Annotated in this window: 18 protein-coding genes, 1 tRNA gene and 1 pseudogene; 13 read left to right on the plus strand and 7 right to left on the minus strand. The window is 43.0% G+C overall.

Features of this window, described 5'->3' with window-relative positions; translation table 11 throughout:
• The 5 genes and pseudogenes from ACFGVS_RS10885 to ACFGVS_RS10905 all read left to right on the plus strand — a co-directional run bounded on the left by ACFGVS_RS10885 (position 1) and on the right by ACFGVS_RS10905 (position 4040).
• Positions 1-606: a DUF4304 domain-containing protein gene (locus ACFGVS_RS10885; RefSeq protein WP_439698634.1), complete on the plus strand. Its 606-nt coding sequence runs from the start codon at positions 1-3 to the stop codon at positions 604-606.
• A gap of 988 nt (positions 607-1594) precedes the next feature.
• Positions 1595-1861 carry a helix-turn-helix domain-containing protein gene (locus tag ACFGVS_RS10890; protein WP_439698635.1) on the plus strand — a complete coding sequence of 89 codons (267 nt, stop codon included), beginning with the start codon at positions 1595-1597 and terminating at the stop codon, positions 1859-1861.
• Complete coding sequence (locus ACFGVS_RS10895) at positions 1858-2175, plus strand: hypothetical protein (protein ID WP_439698636.1); 318 nt, start codon at positions 1858-1860, stop codon at positions 2173-2175. Before ACFGVS_RS10890 ends, ACFGVS_RS10895 begins: the two co-directional genes overlap by 4 nt.
• Before the next feature lie 330 nt (positions 2176-2505).
• The gene (locus tag ACFGVS_RS10900; RefSeq protein ID WP_439698637.1) at positions 2506-3033 is read left to right on the plus strand and encodes a BfmA/BtgA family mobilization protein; all 528 of its coding nucleotides are present in this window, start codon (positions 2506-2508) and stop codon (positions 3031-3033) included.
• 177 nt (positions 3034-3210) lie between these two features.
• Positions 3211-4040: pseudogene (locus tag ACFGVS_RS10905) on the plus strand (DUF5712 family protein).
• 408 nt (positions 4041-4448) lie between these two features.
• Here ACFGVS_RS10905 and ACFGVS_RS10910 read toward each other — a convergent pair.
• The 5 genes from ACFGVS_RS10910 to ACFGVS_RS10930 all read right to left on the minus strand — a co-directional run bounded on the left by ACFGVS_RS10910 (position 4449) and on the right by ACFGVS_RS10930 (position 7737).
• Complete coding sequence (locus ACFGVS_RS10910) at positions 4449-5144, minus strand: hypothetical protein (protein WP_439698638.1); 696 nt, start codon at positions 5142-5144, stop codon at positions 4449-4451.
• Positions 5144-5527, minus strand: a complete 384-nt coding sequence (locus ACFGVS_RS10915; RefSeq protein WP_439698639.1) for a hypothetical protein — start codon at positions 5525-5527, stop codon at positions 5144-5146. Before ACFGVS_RS10915 ends, ACFGVS_RS10910 begins: the two co-directional genes overlap by 1 nt.
• A gap of 11 nt (positions 5528-5538) precedes the next feature.
• Positions 5539-6171, minus strand: coding sequence for a hypothetical protein (locus ACFGVS_RS10920; RefSeq protein WP_439698640.1), 633 nt, complete (start codon positions 6169-6171; stop codon positions 5539-5541).
• 20 nt (positions 6172-6191) lie between these two features.
• Positions 6192-7400 carry a phage integrase SAM-like domain-containing protein gene (locus ACFGVS_RS10925; RefSeq protein ID WP_439698641.1) on the minus strand — a complete coding sequence of 403 codons (1209 nt, stop codon included), beginning with the start codon at positions 7398-7400 and terminating at the stop codon, positions 6192-6194.
• 249 nt (positions 7401-7649) lie between these two features.
• A tRNA-Ser gene (locus ACFGVS_RS10930) sits at positions 7650-7737 on the minus strand.
• 264 nt (positions 7738-8001) lie between these two features.
• Here ACFGVS_RS10930 and ACFGVS_RS10935 point away from each other — a divergent pair.
• From ACFGVS_RS10935 to ACFGVS_RS10950, 4 genes are all read left to right on the plus strand, one after another.
• The gene (locus ACFGVS_RS10935; RefSeq protein WP_090648540.1) at positions 8002-8973 is read left to right on the plus strand and encodes a polyprenyl synthetase family protein; all 972 of its coding nucleotides are present in this window, start codon (positions 8002-8004) and stop codon (positions 8971-8973) included.
• Between the two features lie 74 nt (positions 8974-9047).
• Positions 9048-9527, plus strand: coding sequence for a group II truncated hemoglobin (locus ACFGVS_RS10940; RefSeq protein WP_439698642.1), 480 nt, complete (start codon positions 9048-9050; stop codon positions 9525-9527).
• Positions 9528-9641: 114 nt separating this feature from the next.
• Positions 9642-10430, plus strand: coding sequence for a diadenylate cyclase CdaA (cdaA, locus tag ACFGVS_RS10945; protein ID WP_090648530.1), 789 nt, complete (start codon positions 9642-9644; stop codon positions 10428-10430).
• Between the two features lie 37 nt (positions 10431-10467).
• On the plus strand, positions 10468-11301 hold the full coding sequence (locus tag ACFGVS_RS10950) for a sterol desaturase family protein (RefSeq protein ID WP_439698643.1): 834 nt from the start codon (positions 10468-10470) through the stop codon (positions 11299-11301).
• Positions 11302-11602: 301 nt separating this feature from the next.
• Here ACFGVS_RS10950 and ACFGVS_RS10955 read toward each other — a convergent pair whose 3' ends face one another.
• On the minus strand, positions 11603-11962 hold the full coding sequence (locus ACFGVS_RS10955; protein ID WP_439698644.1) for a hypothetical protein: 360 nt from the start codon (positions 11960-11962) through the stop codon (positions 11603-11605).
• Positions 11963-12157: 195 nt separating this feature from the next.
• Between ACFGVS_RS10955 and frr the strand changes: the two genes are divergently transcribed.
• Positions 12158-12721, plus strand: a complete 564-nt coding sequence (frr, locus tag ACFGVS_RS10960) for a ribosome recycling factor (protein WP_439699244.1) — start codon at positions 12158-12160, stop codon at positions 12719-12721.
• Between the two features lie 73 nt (positions 12722-12794).
• Positions 12795-14552: an ABC transporter ATP-binding protein gene (locus tag ACFGVS_RS10965; RefSeq protein WP_439698645.1), complete on the plus strand. Its 1758-nt coding sequence runs from the start codon at positions 12795-12797 to the stop codon at positions 14550-14552.
• Between the two features lie 83 nt (positions 14553-14635).
• Here ACFGVS_RS10965 and truA read toward each other — a convergent pair whose 3' ends face one another.
• Positions 14636-15439, minus strand: a complete 804-nt coding sequence (gene truA / locus ACFGVS_RS10970; protein ID WP_274212421.1) for a tRNA pseudouridine(38-40) synthase TruA — start codon at positions 15437-15439, stop codon at positions 14636-14638.
• A 197-nt stretch (positions 15440-15636) separates the two neighbouring features.
• Between truA and ACFGVS_RS10975 the strand changes: the two genes are divergently transcribed.
• Together ACFGVS_RS10975 and xth are read left to right on the plus strand one after the other, a co-directional pair.
• Entirely contained in the window at positions 15637-15813 is a 177-nt protein-coding gene (locus ACFGVS_RS10975; protein WP_274212420.1) for a hypothetical protein, read from the plus strand.
• 90 nt (positions 15814-15903) lie between these two features.
• Complete coding sequence (xth, locus tag ACFGVS_RS10980; protein WP_439698646.1) at positions 15904-16680, plus strand: exodeoxyribonuclease III; 777 nt, start codon at positions 15904-15906, stop codon at positions 16678-16680.
• Positions 16681-16713 lie beyond the last annotated feature (33 nt).

Below are 16713 nucleotides of genomic sequence, written 5' to 3' on the forward strand. Positions count from 1 at the left end.
ATGGACATATTTAAAGAACTTATTAAAGAGTTAACCCCCATATTGAAACCAATGGGGTTTAGTAAAAAAGGGAATAGCTTTTACCTAGAAGCGGGTAAGAATTATGGGGTCGTAAACTTTCAAAAAAGCAGGGAAAGCGCGAAAGATGTAGTCAAATTTACAATCAATTTTGGCATCTATTCCGATGTTTTGGGCCAATTACAATATGGCCATAATAGTTCAGCAAAACCGGAAGTTGAACAGTGTCATTGGGGAGCAAGGGTTGGTTTTTTTATGCCAGGTAGCCCTGATTATTGGTGGAATGTCAGCACATCAGACAACTTGGGTGGCATTACTTCTAATGTAATGAAAGCTGTTCAAAGTATCATAGTGCCAGAAATAAATAAACGCTTGTCTGATGAAGGCTTAATAAAGAGTTGGATGAATGAGAGCTATGCAGGCACTACGGAAATAGGGAGGTTTAAATATCTAACCACACTCTTAAAATCAAAAGGAGATTTTGATACTTTAAACCAAGTCGTTGAAATATTTATGCAGCAATCAAAGGGAAAGCCAAATGCCAGTATGGCAATAGAACATCTAAAGCAAATAGAATATAGCAAGTAATGCGAATCAAGGGGCAAAATATATCAGTAACTTTAATAGACCCTTGCTGCCCGTAGTCCTCCGCTGTTCGAATGTCTCTGACTTCGAACGGCTATGCTTGTAGTTTATAACTACTGTATTTTCGCTAAATAAATATGCAACACCCGGATGTTAATTTCATCCGGGTGTTTTTGTATAGCTGTAGCTCGCGTTAAGGATTGCAGTGAAAAGCCCACAGCGCGGGCAGGCCAGAGCGGCAAAGTTCAATGCGAGGCTCTGTTAATTCAAAAGGCAAAATTCAAAAATTGGAGCCCTTACCACGAATATATCCGGGCTCAAATTATAAGACCCAAAAGCGTATGATGTCAGAAGTGGTAAAAAGGACAGGCAATTACGGCCTGATGGAAGTCTTTATTAAAAGCTGTAACTTTTTGAGCCCTTTTTTACAGATAACTGTCAAAATTTACTCGATTTTTATTGGAATTTGTTGGTTTTTTAGGCATTTATTTCGTGCATCATGGCTCCCAACTGCCCGTAGAGTTCCGCTGTTCGAATGTCTCCGACTTCGAACGGCTATGCCTATAGTTTATAACTACCGTGTTTTCGCTGAGCGAATACGCAACTCCCGGATGAAATCGGTCATCCGGGAGTTGCGTATTCCTGCTGGCCGCGTTAAGGGTTGCCTCTCTTAGCGCCGTTTTGTGATAATACGGCCAAATTGGATTAGCCAAAGCCCAGGAAGAAGTAACGCCACGCTTCATTCGTGACCAAACGCCTCCAATGGTCATTCATTTTGCTGTCTTAGCCCTCACTTTTGAACCATTGTATTCAGGCTGGCATTTTATTGTTCCGCTGAACGGGTTTAAAAAAGATAAGGAGGTTATCACGGTGCGAAACTAAACAAGATGGAATAAAGAAACATTTGGGGGCACCCTATTAAAGTCCCCAATTAATAAAATAGGGCTTGCCCAAATTTGGGCAAGAATTATTCACGAAAAAAATATCAACTATGACAGCAATTGAATTGATCACTAAGGAGGATTTAAGGGAGTTTAAAGGGGAGTTATTGAAGGAGATCAAACAACTGATGCAGCCGGGACACGGGCGATCTAAGAAATGGCTGAAGAGCCTCGAAGTGCGGAAGCTATTGGGCATCTCGCCCGGCACACTTCAAAACCTTCGAATTAATGGTACACTGCGATTTACCAAAGTAGGCAGTATCATGTACTACAAACTGGAAGATATTAACAAGATCCTGGAGGGTGAAGGCAAATGAAGTTGCAGAAGGAGATTGTTAAAGAATTAGCTGGTTATACCAGCCTCGTTAAGCGCATGGAAAAGAATAAACGGCTGCTGCCAACCCATCTTAGTTTGTTTACGGGTTTGTTTGTCTGCTGGCAGCGAAATGGTTTTGTAAGTCCGTTTAATGTGACCCGAAAAACGCTTATGGCGTTTTTCAAGGTCGCATCTATTGCAACGTATCACAATTGTATCAAGGAACTCGACGAATATGGTTACATCCGCTATGAGCCGTCATACCACCCCAAACTCGGCAGCCAGGTTTACTGGCCTGCCGGTTGGGAAGTGTAGCCCGATAATTGTATATCGGTATAACTGGTTATTGCGATATAGAGATGGACAGATATCAAGATATATAAAACCCGGTGCAGCCAAGGGCTGCACCGGTAATGATTTGCTTCGCAAATCAGGAAGAAAGCGAAGTGAGCAAGCGGAAGTTGGGCAGAGCCCTACTTTGCTTGCCCTACGCTTCGCTACGGGGGTTTTACGTATCCTCCGGGGATACTTTAGGGCGTTTCCACCGGTGAAATAAAAGAAAACAGGATACTCGGCGGTATCCTGTATATAGGAATAAAGGCATAGCTGCATAGACAGCTATTTGGTCAGTTTGAAAAGATCAGTATGGAAGATATCAATGTGAGATCTGTGAGATACCCGGTTACGGTAGATCAGAAGTTTGAAAAGATCGCCCTTAAACTGGGCAGGACAAAGCGGCAGGTCTTTATCCAGATGGTTGATTACTTTTATAAAAGCAAGAAAGACCCGCTGGACCTGAATGATGAATTATTAAAAAATGCCTTGATGAAAAATCATCAGCAGTATATCGGTTTTATCCGAAACCAGGAGAACATGTTGCTCATCCCGATCAAAACGGAAATGGACAGGGTATCGGTATCACAGGCCAAGATCATCAAGGCGAATACGGACTTGTTAAATAACCAGCATGCCCTGGCGCAAAAGTTAACCGGAATAAATGCAGTGATGGAAACCATCTCGAAAAACCAAAAAAGCAAGGAACACCTGAAAAAACAGTTCCTGTTCATCCTTGATGGTTATATTAAATCCAGGGAGGCTTTCGGGATGATGACATCTGGCAGGGAAAAAGATGAGCTAATCGTTGTTACCAGATCACAGGTCAATTTACTCTAATCAAGTATTTAATTCCCCCTTTAGGGGGTAAGGGGGCATTATGTTTATCAATATTACGGACAGCAAAGAAGCGGCGAACAAAGGAAGCAGCGCGGGGCTGGTAAATTACCTGGAAAAAAAAACCGGATTGATCATAAGCAGGAACCAGAATACTGGTTCAATGGTCAGCAGATCAGGATACAGCCTTATCAGGTCATGCGCAGTATCGATAATAATGTTGCCAAGATGGGCAAAGACGATGCTAAGTCTTTCCTGGTCAATATCAACCCAAGCCAGAAAGAGATCAGGTTTCTAAAAAAACAGTATGGTGAGGAGGGTGCTAAAGAACAAATGAAAGGCTTTGCGATCAGGGTGCCTATGCAAAAAACTTTAACCGGGATGGCGTGAACAGTAACGAAGACCTGTTATGGTTTGCCAAGCTGGAAAACTACCGTTACTACAGCTATAACGATCCGGAAGTAAAACAAGGTTTGAAACAGCGGGGAGAACGTAAAGAGGGTGAGCAGATGCATGTGCAGGTCATTGTCAGCCGTAAGGATATAACCAATAAGATCAAGCTTAGTCCGATGAATACTTCAAGAGGAAAGAATGCCGAGCATTCTAAAAAGATGGGACAGTTTGACCGGGTAGCATTCAAACAAAGCGGAGAATCTCTTTTTGATAGCTTATTTGGATTTGACAGGCAGCTTAAAGATATGATGGCATACGCCAATGTGCAGAAGAACGGCGAGCTATCGCAACGGGAGCAGATTGGCATGTTGGCCGAAGGCGCTTCGCGTAATTATGAAAGCAGGTCGGTGGCTAATGAATTGGCCATGGGCGTTGCGGATGGTTTGTTTACCTCAACGGCCGGGATGCTATCGGCAGCCGGTAAGACAGCGGGAAGCTTCCTGGAAGTGATGCTGGAACCTCTGTATACCGGAGGTGCTAATATTGTCCCGGAAAGCGAGATGGAGAAAAAGAAAAAACGAAAGAAAAAATATCAGAGCCAACAAGTGTCGCGTTGAACAAGGGCGCTGATGCTATAACAAATAGATATTTTTTTTACAGAGGAAAGCGGCCAAGCGGCTGCGGCAGGCGGCTTCACTACACCACGCGCTTCGCTCCGGGTTCCATTACGCCGCCAGCCTCGCCGCCCCACGCGCAGGAGTGTATTCGTTCCTTATACACACCTGCCTTTCCCGCCTGCGGGTTATCGGTTAGTCACAGCACCACGGTCACAAAATTAGCTCACGCAGGAAAACGGTAAAGGGTATATAAACGGGGCAGGGTTGTTTTGTTTTTTTATAGGCTTGCCCCGCCCTTGACCGTTTTCCTGCTTTAAGCTCCGGTTGTTTAAGCGGTGCAATGACTGTGTGTGTGGTTGAATATGGAGTACATCGCGCATATTCCGGTTTCCTATTTAACCTTGCAAATTACCGCTTGATACCACCGCTACCCAATGAACGCCCAAAATTCTGATCCTGTTCGGGTTTTATTATACGTTGTTGCTCTTGCGTTTTCTCCATGGATGTTCCCATTTCTTGAGCGATACGGTCAACCCATTGCGGTAAATTAAGGGCCTGTTCGACAAGTTTGCCGTCCGCATATTTCAGATATACTGAAATATTTTGTCCCTTTTCCTTAAATGCGGCTTTCATCAAGATAACCTGGTCAAAAGCACGGTAATATTTTTGCATGTTAACTAAAGACTGCTCATAATTCGCTTTGATATTATCTGCCGATACATCGTGTCCTCCTTTAGCTACTCTTAAACGTACACGCTCAAAAGACATAGCAATTTCATCCAGGCCAAAGAAAAATAATCTGGTACTGTAGCCCTTAAGCTTAAATTCATTGACTGATTTCATGATATCTTCTGTTCGAAAGTTAGTCTCGAAAGCACAGGTTGCATTTTTGGCTTGCATGGTTTCTTTCCAGTTGGAAAATACATGCCCGTTAACTCCGTCATATAAATTACCGCTGTCTAAACCTGGAAATTGCTTTTTAAGCAGTATAAATTCTTTATCGCCATCAAAAATAGAAGTACCAGGTGGTACCATAGAGGATGACAGCGTGCTTTTACCGGCGCCATTTGGCCCGGCAAAAACAAATAGTTCCGGCTGTTCCATTAAAATCTCCTGCTGACGATCTGGCTGTCACCTGTGGTGGTATTTACTTTAACCAACTCTCGATGATCGGCATATTCACGTATAACGTAATTGTTATACTCTTGATTACCAGCATGTTCGTAAAGGTTATAAAGACCCAAATGAGTGTTTTCGGCTTCTACGTTTTGGATTTCAGGGCGCAACCGTTCTTCCAGCTCTTTTAAAGAACATTCAAAAACTGGTATGTAAGTTAGTTGCTCCATTAGAATTTGTAGTTCCGCCGCCTTTGCTGGGTGCCAGTGGCTCACAGGAATAAGAACAGCGGTTGCTTTTTGTTGTTCGTCGTAAACAATATTAAATGTGTCCTGACTGACGAACTCCTTCAAATTTAGTGTTTTATACATGATTTTACAAATTATTGTTTAACAATAGCGTGATGCTGACGCGGTTTTTTGTGCTGAATTGCCCCATGGGGAAACCTCATATTATTGGATTGAGATTGGACAGGCATTGGTTTACTTATGTTGCCTGGTTGTTCTTGTAGTAACTCTACCAACGCATTGATCTGTATTTTTAAAGCCAATGCAAATCCGAAAGAAATTGCGGCTGTGATAACCAAGCCGAAATAAACAAGTAGCATTTTCAGTGTTATTTGTCTCGGAGCGGATTTAAGCACTTTATCAAGTTTTTTCTCCAAACGGTCTATAGCAAGTTCTAATTTGTTATCCGGTTGACGGTTAACCAGCTTATCCAGTTTCACGCCGATCTGTTCAAGTTGGGAAGCATAATCCGGCAAATAAACTTTTGGATAGTTATTAATGTTCTTCTCCGTGTTGGCTATGCGGTCATTAGACGTTTTGCTGTGTTCGGTTGCCCTGGCGGTAACTTCCTCCAGCGAATCGATTATGTCATTGTTTTGATTGCTCATTTTCATTAAGTGTTTAATTCTGTAAAAGCTATCGGCCAAGGGAACACGATTGATCTCGTTTTTCCCTCTTGTGTTGGTTAAGAATATAATGAATAACCATGAAGCCGCTTGAGCCTTCATGGTTATTGGGTCGGGGGCTTTTAATAAAGTTGCCTTAGCTTAGACATATCCTGGCCGACTTTAAGATCAAGGATCTTTGCATAATGTTGGGTCGCTTTAATGTTAGTGTGTCCCAGCATCTTACTTACGCTTTCGATAGGTACGCCATTAGAAAGTGTCACTGTTGTAGCAAAGGTGTGCCGTGCAATATGGAAGGTTAACTTTTTAGGAATGGCGCAGATGTCGGCGATTTCTTTTAAGTAAGCGTTCATCTTTTGGTTGGTGGAAACAGGGAGCACTTTACCTGAATTTTCGCAAATGGGCGAATCACTATATTTATTCAGGATGGCAATTGCGGATGGTAAAAGGGGAATACGTGTGGGTGTAGCTGTTTTCTGCCGTTTGGTGATGATCCACTTTTCACCGTCAGGGCCAGTCACGATCTCAAAGGCTTTAAGTTTATATACATCAGCGTAAGATAGACCAGTATAGCAGCTGAAAAGAAAAATGTCCCTGATTTGTCCTAAACGTTCGGTTACAAATTGTTTAACGGCCATCCGCTGCAACTCTTCATTATTCAAAAACACCCTGTCTATTACTTTTACTTTCGCTTTGTAATTGACAAAAGGATCACTGTTTAACCAACCGCTTGCAATACAGATACGCACGATCTTTTTAAAGTTTTTAAGGTATTTAACAGCTGAATTATTTGCGCATCTTCTTATAGAGCGAAGGTAGAAGTCATAGCTTGTAATAAAATCATGATCAATGTCCCTGATGTCTATATCAGCGGTATTATATTTCCATTTGATAAATTCGGAGGTATGCTTCAAAGAGGTTTGATAACGCTCTAAGGTCCCTTTTGCGAAATCGGCGCCGACCAAAGCTGCCACCTGCCTATTGTGATCCTTAAATATATCAAGGATCATCCTAACGGATTCCGCTTTACCGGTGAGTTTATTTTTTAGCCGTTCGGCTGTAATGATTGTTTTTTGTTCTGTGAGGCTTTGATGGGCTTCATACACCATAGCTTGTAACTGGTCAAGATAAGCGTTAAAGGTTCTGGAAGCTTCCTTAGTTCCTTTTAACCGTCCTGTTTTGCTATTCCATTGCGAAGGATCGCAGCTTCGTGCTGTGGTAGTTTCAGACCGTTTACCGGCAACGGTAATACGAAGATAGATCGGCACGTGGCCGCCTGTGTAGTTTTTTGGTTTCTTCAAATAGAAGAGCAAGCTGAAATTAGTTTTCATGTTAAATAACATTAAAAAGTGAAACAAAACTAAGCTTGCAGCTAATCATAATCAAGATGTTTGAATATTTAACATCTTGATTGTCAAAAAAATAATACTAATTCGGTGAGTTTAAGTATCGCAAAATTTAGTCACCTTATTACGCACTGTTTATATGCGATCCGGTGGATATTTTGAGTATTGCTATAAAAACAAAAGCCTGCAATTATATGATTTGCAGGCTTTTAAATAATTTGATATCAAAATCAGCGGAGAGGGAGGGATTCGAACCCTCGATACCCTTTTGAAGTATACACACTTTCCAGGCGTGCTCTTTCGACCACTCAGACACCTCTCCGTATTGCTAAATGGATTGCAAAGGTAAAATATTATTGCATTTGCCGCTAATAAAAAAGCGGGCACCTTTTTAAAGGCAACCCGCACACACAAAACTTTAACTCAACTTATAAATATGGCAATCACTGGTATTGACTGTTTATTGATCGGATGGTTTAATTTGAGTAAAAAATATTCTGCATTAATGCAGATAAATAATTTTAGCTTATGTTTGCCTCATATTGTCACAAGGCAGTTTTACACCATAAAAGCTTGTTTAGTTTAAATGCTGAGCATCAACGAGATTAAGAGACCTATCGCTGCCGATATTGATGCGTTCGAAGAGAAGTTCAAGTCTTCTATGCAAAGCTCGGTGCCGTTACTGGATCGCATTACCCATTATATTGTTAAACGTAAAGGCAAGCAGATAAGACCGATGTTCGTTTTTTTTGCTGCCAAAATATGTGGCGGCATCAACGAATCTACACACAGGGGCGCAGCATTGGTCGAGTTGCTGCACACCGCTTCGCTGGTGCATGATGATGTGGTTGATAACTCTTACCAGCGCCGGGGATTTTTCTCTATCAACGCTTTATGGAAAAATAAAATAGCTGTTTTAGTAGGCGATTACCTCCTATCTAAAGGCCTGTTGCTTTCTATTGAAAATAATGATTTTCAATTGCTGCGTATCGTATCAGATGCCGTTAAGCAAATGAGCGAGGGCGAGTTGATGCAGATAGAAAAAGTACGACGCATGGACATTGGCGAGCCGGTTTATTACGAAGTTATCCGTCAGAAAACAGCTTCACTTATCGCTTCCTGTTGTGCCTGTGGGGCGTCATCTGCCGGCGCGAGTGATGAGGTGGTTGAAAAAATGCGCCTTTTTGGCGAGAAAATAGGCATTGCCTTCCAGATTAAGGATGATATGTTCGATTTTGGTACCGATGATGTGGGTAAACCCCTGGGTATCGATATCAAGGAGAAAAAAGTTACATTACCCCTTATTTATTCGCTGGCCAATACTACGCCGTCTGAAAAGAAACGGATCATTAACCTTGTTAAAAACCATAACGACGACCCTGCCAAGATTGCCCAGATCATAAAATTTGTGAACGAGACCGGCGGTTTGCAATATGCCGAAACTCAAATGAAAAAATACCAGGACGAGGCTTTTGAAATACTGAATACTTTCCCGCCAAGCGATTCGCATACCGCCTTGGAGCAATTGGTGCGCTTTACTACCGAGCGGAATAAGTAAAGATTCCTGATTTAATTCCACATATTAAATTATACACTGCTATCTTTATTTTTGAATATAACGGCTTAAATAATATGGCAGCTAATAAAATCCCTTCGCTTTTTGAATGGGCCGGCGGTATGCAGGCTTTTGTAACTCTGTTTGATAAGTTTTATGACAAGGTTTTGGCCGACGAATTACTGGAGCCTGTATTTAAACACATGTCGGCTCAACACCGTATGCATGTGGCCCATTTTGTTGCCGAAGTTTTGGGCGGCCCTAAAACTTACAGCGAGGAGGAGGGCAGCCATTTTATCATGATAAGCAAGCACCTGCAAAAATACCTGACCGAGGCGCACCGCAAACGCTGGATGGAACTACTGCTGGAAACTGCCGACGAATTACAACTGCCGGACGATCCCGAATTCCGATCGGCATTTTTGGCTTACCTGGAGTGGGGTACGCGCATTGCGGTTATCAACTCAAAAGAAAGCGAAGCAACCGAGGCTGCCAACACGCCGATGCCAGCCTGGGGATGGGGTGTGCCGGGCGGGCCGTATATACCAGGTAATTAAATGCAAATAGTTAAAAGGCTCAAGTTTTCAGTCCCAAAAAACAAAAAATTTAATAATACCTGGCTGCTATACCAACAGCACTTTTTAACTTGCCGAAACTTGTTAACTTCGTAAATGCAATCCTTTTTAAGCAGCCTTAAAATTACGCCGTTTGCCATACTGGATATCCTGTTGCTGGCAACCATTATTTACCAGCTTTATAACCTCCTTCGGGGAACCATAGCAGCAAACATTTTTATTGGGCTTGCATTTATATATCTGTTGTATTTCATTGTGCCCGAAACAAAAATGCCTTTGCTGGCGGGCATCCTGAAAAAGGTAGTGGATGTGGGTATTATTATCGTAATCATCGTATTTCAGCAGGAGATCAGGAAATTTTTACTATTGGTGGGCAAAAATGCTTCCTTGCAACGCAATAAGGCCTGGTGGCAGTATTTTTTTGGCAAAAAGGAAGTGGAGAAAAACAACTACGCCCGTATTAAGCCTATTATTGATGCCTGCAAAAGCATGAAGCAGACCCGCACAGGCGCCCTCATTGTATTTGCCAAATATTATGATGAGCAGTTTTACCAAAATAGTTGCGAGGTTGTAGAAGCCCGGATCTCCAAACGCCTGCTGGAAAGTATTTTTCAAAAAACGAGCCCGCTGCATGACGGGGCTGTAGTAATCGCTGAAAATAAAATTAAATCGGCCAGCTGTATTTTACCACTGACTGAAAAAACAGACCTGCCCGCGCAATTTGGCCTGCGACACCGTGCCGGTATTGGTGTAACCGAAGCCAACGAAGCTACTGCCATCATTATATCCGAAGAAACCGGTGAGATCTCTTATGCCAAGCAGGGCCGCGTTAAAATGAATATCAGCTTCGCAGAGCTGGAAAAACTGCTGAATAAGGATTTTTAAGCTATATAAATTGTCATTTTTAAACGTTTAATGAGAGATGTTTAAAAGCTTCAGCATAGATGATTTGATCGCCATATCCAACGTTTTACTTCGGCTGGCTGTGCGGTACCTGTTATTTGCAGGCTCATTTTACCTGGTATTTTATGTGTGGAAGAATAAAACCATCTGGCGCGCCAAAATACAACAGCGATATCCCGAAAATAAGCAAGTAATCCGCGAGATTGTGAACTCCTTTATCACCATCATTATTTTCGGCCTGGTTATCATGAGTGTTATTTACGCCAGTAAGGCTGGTTTAACCCGCATTTATCCCAATATCAGCGATAAAGGATGGGGATATTACATCTTCAGTATCGTGCTGATGATATTGATGCATGATACCTATTTTTACTGGACACACCTTGCGATGCACTGGAAACCTTTGTTTAAGGCGGTACATAAAACACATCACCTATCTACCAACCCAACCCCATTTGCGGCGTATGCTTTCCACCCGCTGGAGGCTGTTATCGAAGTAGGCATTGTGCCCCTGATAGCATTCACCATCCCTTACCATGGTACAGCGTTAACTTTGTTCTCCTTATATTCCTTATTGCTCAATGTAACCGGTCACCTGGGTTTCGAGCTTTTTCCGAAAAGTTTTGCCAGCCATAAACTATTTAAATGGCACAATACATCAACCCATCATAACATGCATCACCGCCTGGTTAAGTGCAACTACGGGCTGTATTTTAACATCTGGGACAGGCTGATGGGCACTAACCACCCTGATTACGAGAAAAGTTTTAATGAAGTGGTTAAAAAACGGGGAGCGGCTGTTGTGGACGAAGCTAACAAGGGTGTGTTGATGGCTGAAGAACAGCCGAGGTAATTTTATACCTGGAGAACCTTGCATACTTTAATTTCAAGGCGCGAAGGCCTGCCATCCTGAGTGGTAAAATTTGCGAAATTCTGAAGGGGAATGATATATAAAATAAAAGACCGTCATCCTGAGGTACGAAGGATCTATTCGCGAACTTTTCTATCGGTGATGCACAGTTGATAGGTCCTTCGTGCCTCAAGGATGCCAGAAAAATTGGACAACCCCGGATAACGTTAATCCCTGGCATTTCGTAAATTTTGCAACCCGCGTAACGTTGTTTTTTACCTCATAAAAACCTTTTACAACAATATTACGGCATTGATTTTGCCAAACTATCCAACATTGGGGATCCATATCCTTTTATCAGCATGGTATAATGCATACCTGGCTCATCGGTTTTTATTACGGGCATCCTATCGGTACTTGATACTTTAACAACCGGCATCAAATAGCGCATAGGTTGGGCATCAGGCATTTGCAGTGCGCTGCCCGATAAAAGACCTTTTAACTGCGGTGATACAGGTTTTGTTGCAAAAAAGTTAGTAGCTGTTTTTGGCTTTAAAGTGGGACTCCAGGTAATTTTATTGCTAAAAAACGGGTTAAGGGATATCTGCGCTTTTAACTGACTTACACATGTGGCCAAAATGATAATTAACAGTATTTTTTTCATAGCTGTAATAGGTTTACACTAAGATAAATACAAATGGGCATTATAAATGTTAAAAAAAGTTATTTAACATTTATAGCTAAAAACATACTTGCAAAAATTACGTTAGTTGGCAAACCATGGCGGGCACCAAATGATAAAACAGATGGCCTGCTGTTAAATGGTAGATTTTATTATTTTTGTGAAAAATTTAAACCGATGAGCGAACTCATTAAAAAACAAGTTACTGATGCAAAGGCATCCATGGAAAGGGCCATTGAGCATGCCGATAACGAATTAAATAAAATACGTGCCGGTAAAGCAAGCCCATCAATGCTGGATGATGTTACGGTTGATTATTACGGTACTGCAACCCCTTTAAGCCAGGTGGGTAGCGTAAACACCCCTGATGCCCGCACAATTATTGTACAACCCTGGGAAAAATCGTTGCTTGCCCCTATAGAAAAAGCAATTATAGCGGCTAACCTTGGCGTTAACCCGCAAAACGATGGTATCATCATCCGTATTAACGTACCGCCGTTAACAGAAGAGCGCCGCCGCGATTTGGTTAAAAAAGCAAAAGGCGAAGCCGAAACCGGTAAAATCGCTATTCGCAACATCCGTAAAGATGCCAATGAAAAGATCAAAAAATTAAAATCGGAAGGCGTGTCTGAAGATGAAATAAAAGTAGGTGAAGCCGAAATTCAAAAGTTGACCGATGCTTATATCATCAAAGTAGATCAGCTTTCTGATGCCAAGGAAAAAGATATCATGACGGTTTAATATTAACCTTATGTCAAATTAAAAGGGAATGAGCTACTTAGCCATTCCCTTTTTTTATTTTTACCGCCGAAACATGAATATACTAATTTCTTACCTGAAAAAGCACCGCTGGATAGTGGTGATGGCGCTGTTTCTGGCTGCCATGAATATAGGCTTTTCGCTCCTTGATCCCTGGATAACAGGACGAATTGTAGACCGCGTTATTGAAAAACGCGGCACCCTTCATTACGATGAGTACCTGCGCCAGGTATTAACGCTGGTTGGTGCTGCTATTGGCGTAGCTATGGTATCGCGTATAGCAAAAAATTTCCAGGATTATTTTACCAATATTATTACCCAAAAGGTTGGTGCAGCAATGTACGCCGATGGCCTGAAACATTCGTTAGAGCTGCCTTACCAGGTTTTTGAAGATCAGCGCAGCGGCGAAACCCTCGGTATTTTACAAAAAGTCCGGTTAGATTGCGAAAAATTTATCACCTCGTTCATTGGTATATTATTTGTATCTCTTATAGGGATGGTGTTTGTAATTGTATATTCGGTAAGCGTAAATTACCAGGTAACATTAGTATATTTTGCAGCTATACCCATCATCACTTTTGTGAGCATGGCCATGAGTCGCAAGATAAAGACGATTCAAAAGAAGATAGTATCTGAAACCACGGCACTCGCCGGTTCCACCACCGAATCATTAAGGAACATTGAATTGGTAAAAAGCCTTGGTTTGGCCAAACAGGAAATAGAAAGGCTGAATAGCACTACCTACAAAATCCTTGATCTGGAGCTAAAAAAAGTTAAATACGTACGAAGCATGAGCTTTGTACAGGGTACCACCGTAAATTTTGTGCGGAGCGTAATGGTGGTTGTGCTATTGATGCTGATATTTAAGGGTTCATTATCGCCGGGCCAATATTTTAGCTTTTTGTTTTACTCCTTCTTTTTGTTTAACCCATTACAGGAGTTGGGCAACGTAATCCTGTCATGGCGCGAAGCAGAGGTTTCCTTAGGTAATTTCAAAGGCATTTTAAGTACACCTATTGATAAAAAGCCCGAAAAACCGGTAATGGTAGAGAAAGTTAACACGCTAACCTTCAGCAATGTTACTTTTAAACATTTAACCGCCAACCGCAACGCGCTTAACCACATTAGTTTTGAAACCAATACCGGCGAAACCATTGCATTTGTTGGCCCATCAGGCTCGGGTAAAACAACACTGGTAAAGCTGTTGGTTGGTTTGTACCAGCCTTTGGAGGGTGATGTTTTATACAACAACATTTTAAGCAAAGAGATTGATCTTGATCAGCTGCGCGAAAAAATTGGCTTTGTAACCCAGGATACCCAACTATTTTCAGGCACCATCCGCGAGAACCTGCTGTTTGTTCGCCCGGATGCAACAGACGAGGAGTGTATGAACGTATTGCAACGTGCCGCCTGCCAAACCCTGCTTGCAAGGGCCGATAAAGGCCTGAGCACCGTTATTGGCGAGGGCGGCGTAAAAGTATCGGGCGGCGAGAAACAGCGCCTCTCGATAGCCCGTGCGCTGTTACGCAAGCCGGATATCCTGGTATTTGATGAAGCAACGTCGTCCCTGGATTCCATCACCGAAGAGGAGATCACCGCAACCATACGTAACGTATCTGAAAACGAAAATCATATCACCATATTAATAGCCCACCGTTTATCCACAATTATGCATGCCGATTGTATTTATGTATTAGAAAAAGGCCGCATCATTGAATCCGGCCGTCACCTCGATTTGATAAACCAAAAGGGCCTATATTATGCCATGTGGAGGCAGCAAATAGGTGAAAAGATTACCGCGGAAGTGGAGTAAGGGTTATTTGCAAGCGATTTTTAAACCATTGCTGCCAGGTAGTCGCTTATCAAGGCCATAGATATCGTTCAAGGTTTTAGGGGCTAATATTTCACTTCTGTTAAATACAACCCGCAGGCCGGTACGCTCATGCCCGCATTTGAGCGGTTTTTGCTTTCAATAATTTGCTTTACGGCTTCGGGCGGTATTTCTTTACGGCCTACCATCATCAGTGTACCTACTATGGCGCGTACCATGTTGCGCAAAAATCTATCGGCCGAAATATGGAATATCATGCCCTGTTCTGTTTGTACCCATTCGGCACGGCTTATTTTACAGTTATTGGTTTTTACCTGGGTATTTGATTTACTGAAACAGCTAAAATCAATATAGTCCATCATCATAGCCGCAGCCTTGTTCATCAACTCCATATCCGGCACATCGCGCAGCTGCCAGGAATATCCCCTTAAAAACGGGTCTTTATTAAAATGGACGTGGTACTGGTACGACCGCAACGTTGCATCGAACCGGGCATGCGCATCGGGACTCACAGCGATGATGTTTTTAATCGCGATATCAGCAGGCAGGATTGAATTGAGGCTGCGGATTTTAAGTCCATAGTCTATGGTCAATAGACCATGGCTCTTTTCGGTCTCATAACCATGGTCTATGGACAATGGACTATCGACAACCTCTTCAACCACATCAAAATGAGCAAAAAACTCCTTGGCGTGTACGCCGGTATCCGTGCGGCCGCAACCTGTTGTTTCGATGGGTTGGCGCAGAATGGTGCTTAGCGCTTTGTTTAGCGTTTCCTGAACGCTGTGGGCATTTTGCTGAACCTGCCAGCCATGATAGGCGGTGCCATCATAAGCCAATTCAATAAAGTAGCGTTGTTTAGTCGTCACGCGGCAAAGTTAAATATTATCGCGGGGTTGCGGTTTCGTAATTTGGTCAAAGTATCCGGTAGTTGAAAACACTGGCAGCGTTCCACCAAACAAATAAATCAAAATACATCTCAAGGCCCGCTACCCAAACTTTCTATCCCTTCTAACGTCCTGTAACAAACCATCGGGAACGCAATCTTAATATATAAAATACTACCATGATCATCGTAAAAACCGACTCTTTTAGTACTCCCGCCCGGTTGGCGCTTTTTATAAACGAAAACAATATTAAACGCGAGGACATCCTGAGCATCACCGATGGCGCGCGTGGCTTAACCATCTTTTTCTACGGCGATTCGGAGATTGAAGAGATCACGCACGGATTATTCTCATAGCCGCAGCTTTCTACAAATAAATTTCAGCTTCCGACTAATTATGGCTTAATTTTCGCTAACTTTTTTACAAAAAAATCCAATTTTTACCACATGAAAATTGCCACTTATAATGTTAACGGTGTAAATGGCCGCCTGCCGGTGCTGCTGCGCTGGCTTGCCGAAACCGCTCCCGATGTGGTTTGCCTGCAGGAACTAAAGGCCCCCCAGGATAAATTCCCGTTGGAGGCCATTACCGGTGCTGGTTACAACGCCATATGGCATGGCCAAAAAAGCTGGAACGGCGTAGCCATCCTGGCCCGTAACAACTACGAAATTAAAGAGCTACGCAAGGGCCTGCCCGGCGACCCGGACGACGAGCACAGCCGTTACATTGAAGCCTTTATAAACGGCATTGTTATTGGCTGCCTGTACCTGCCCAACGGCAACCCCGCCCCCGGCCCCAAACTGGATTATAAGCTGCGCTGGTTCGAGCGACTTACCAGTCACGCATCGGGCCTGCTGGCGCATGGTGTGCCCGCCATAATTACGGGCGACTATAACGTAATGCCTACCGAACTGGATGTTTACAAACCTGAGCGCTGGCTGGATGATGCCCTCTTTCGCCCCGAAGTGCGCCTGGCCTTCAAAAACCTGGTCGACCAGGGCTGGACGGACGCCATCCGTAAACTATACCCCACCGAGGTGATCTATACCTTTTTCGATTATTTCCGCAACGCCTATGGCCGTAACGCCGGACTGCGTATTGACCATTTCCTGCTGAGCCCACACGTAGCCGACCGCCTGCAATCCGCCGGCGTAGACCGTAATGTACGCGGCTGGGAAAAAACCAGCGACCATTGCCCGGTGTGGATTGAAATTGGGGAATAGTATCAAGTAGCTTCTTTTAGTATCAAGTAACGA

The sequence above is a fragment of the Mucilaginibacter sediminis genome, assembly GCF_051903035.1.
Lineage (GTDB): Bacteria > Bacteroidota > Bacteroidia > Sphingobacteriales > Sphingobacteriaceae > Mucilaginibacter.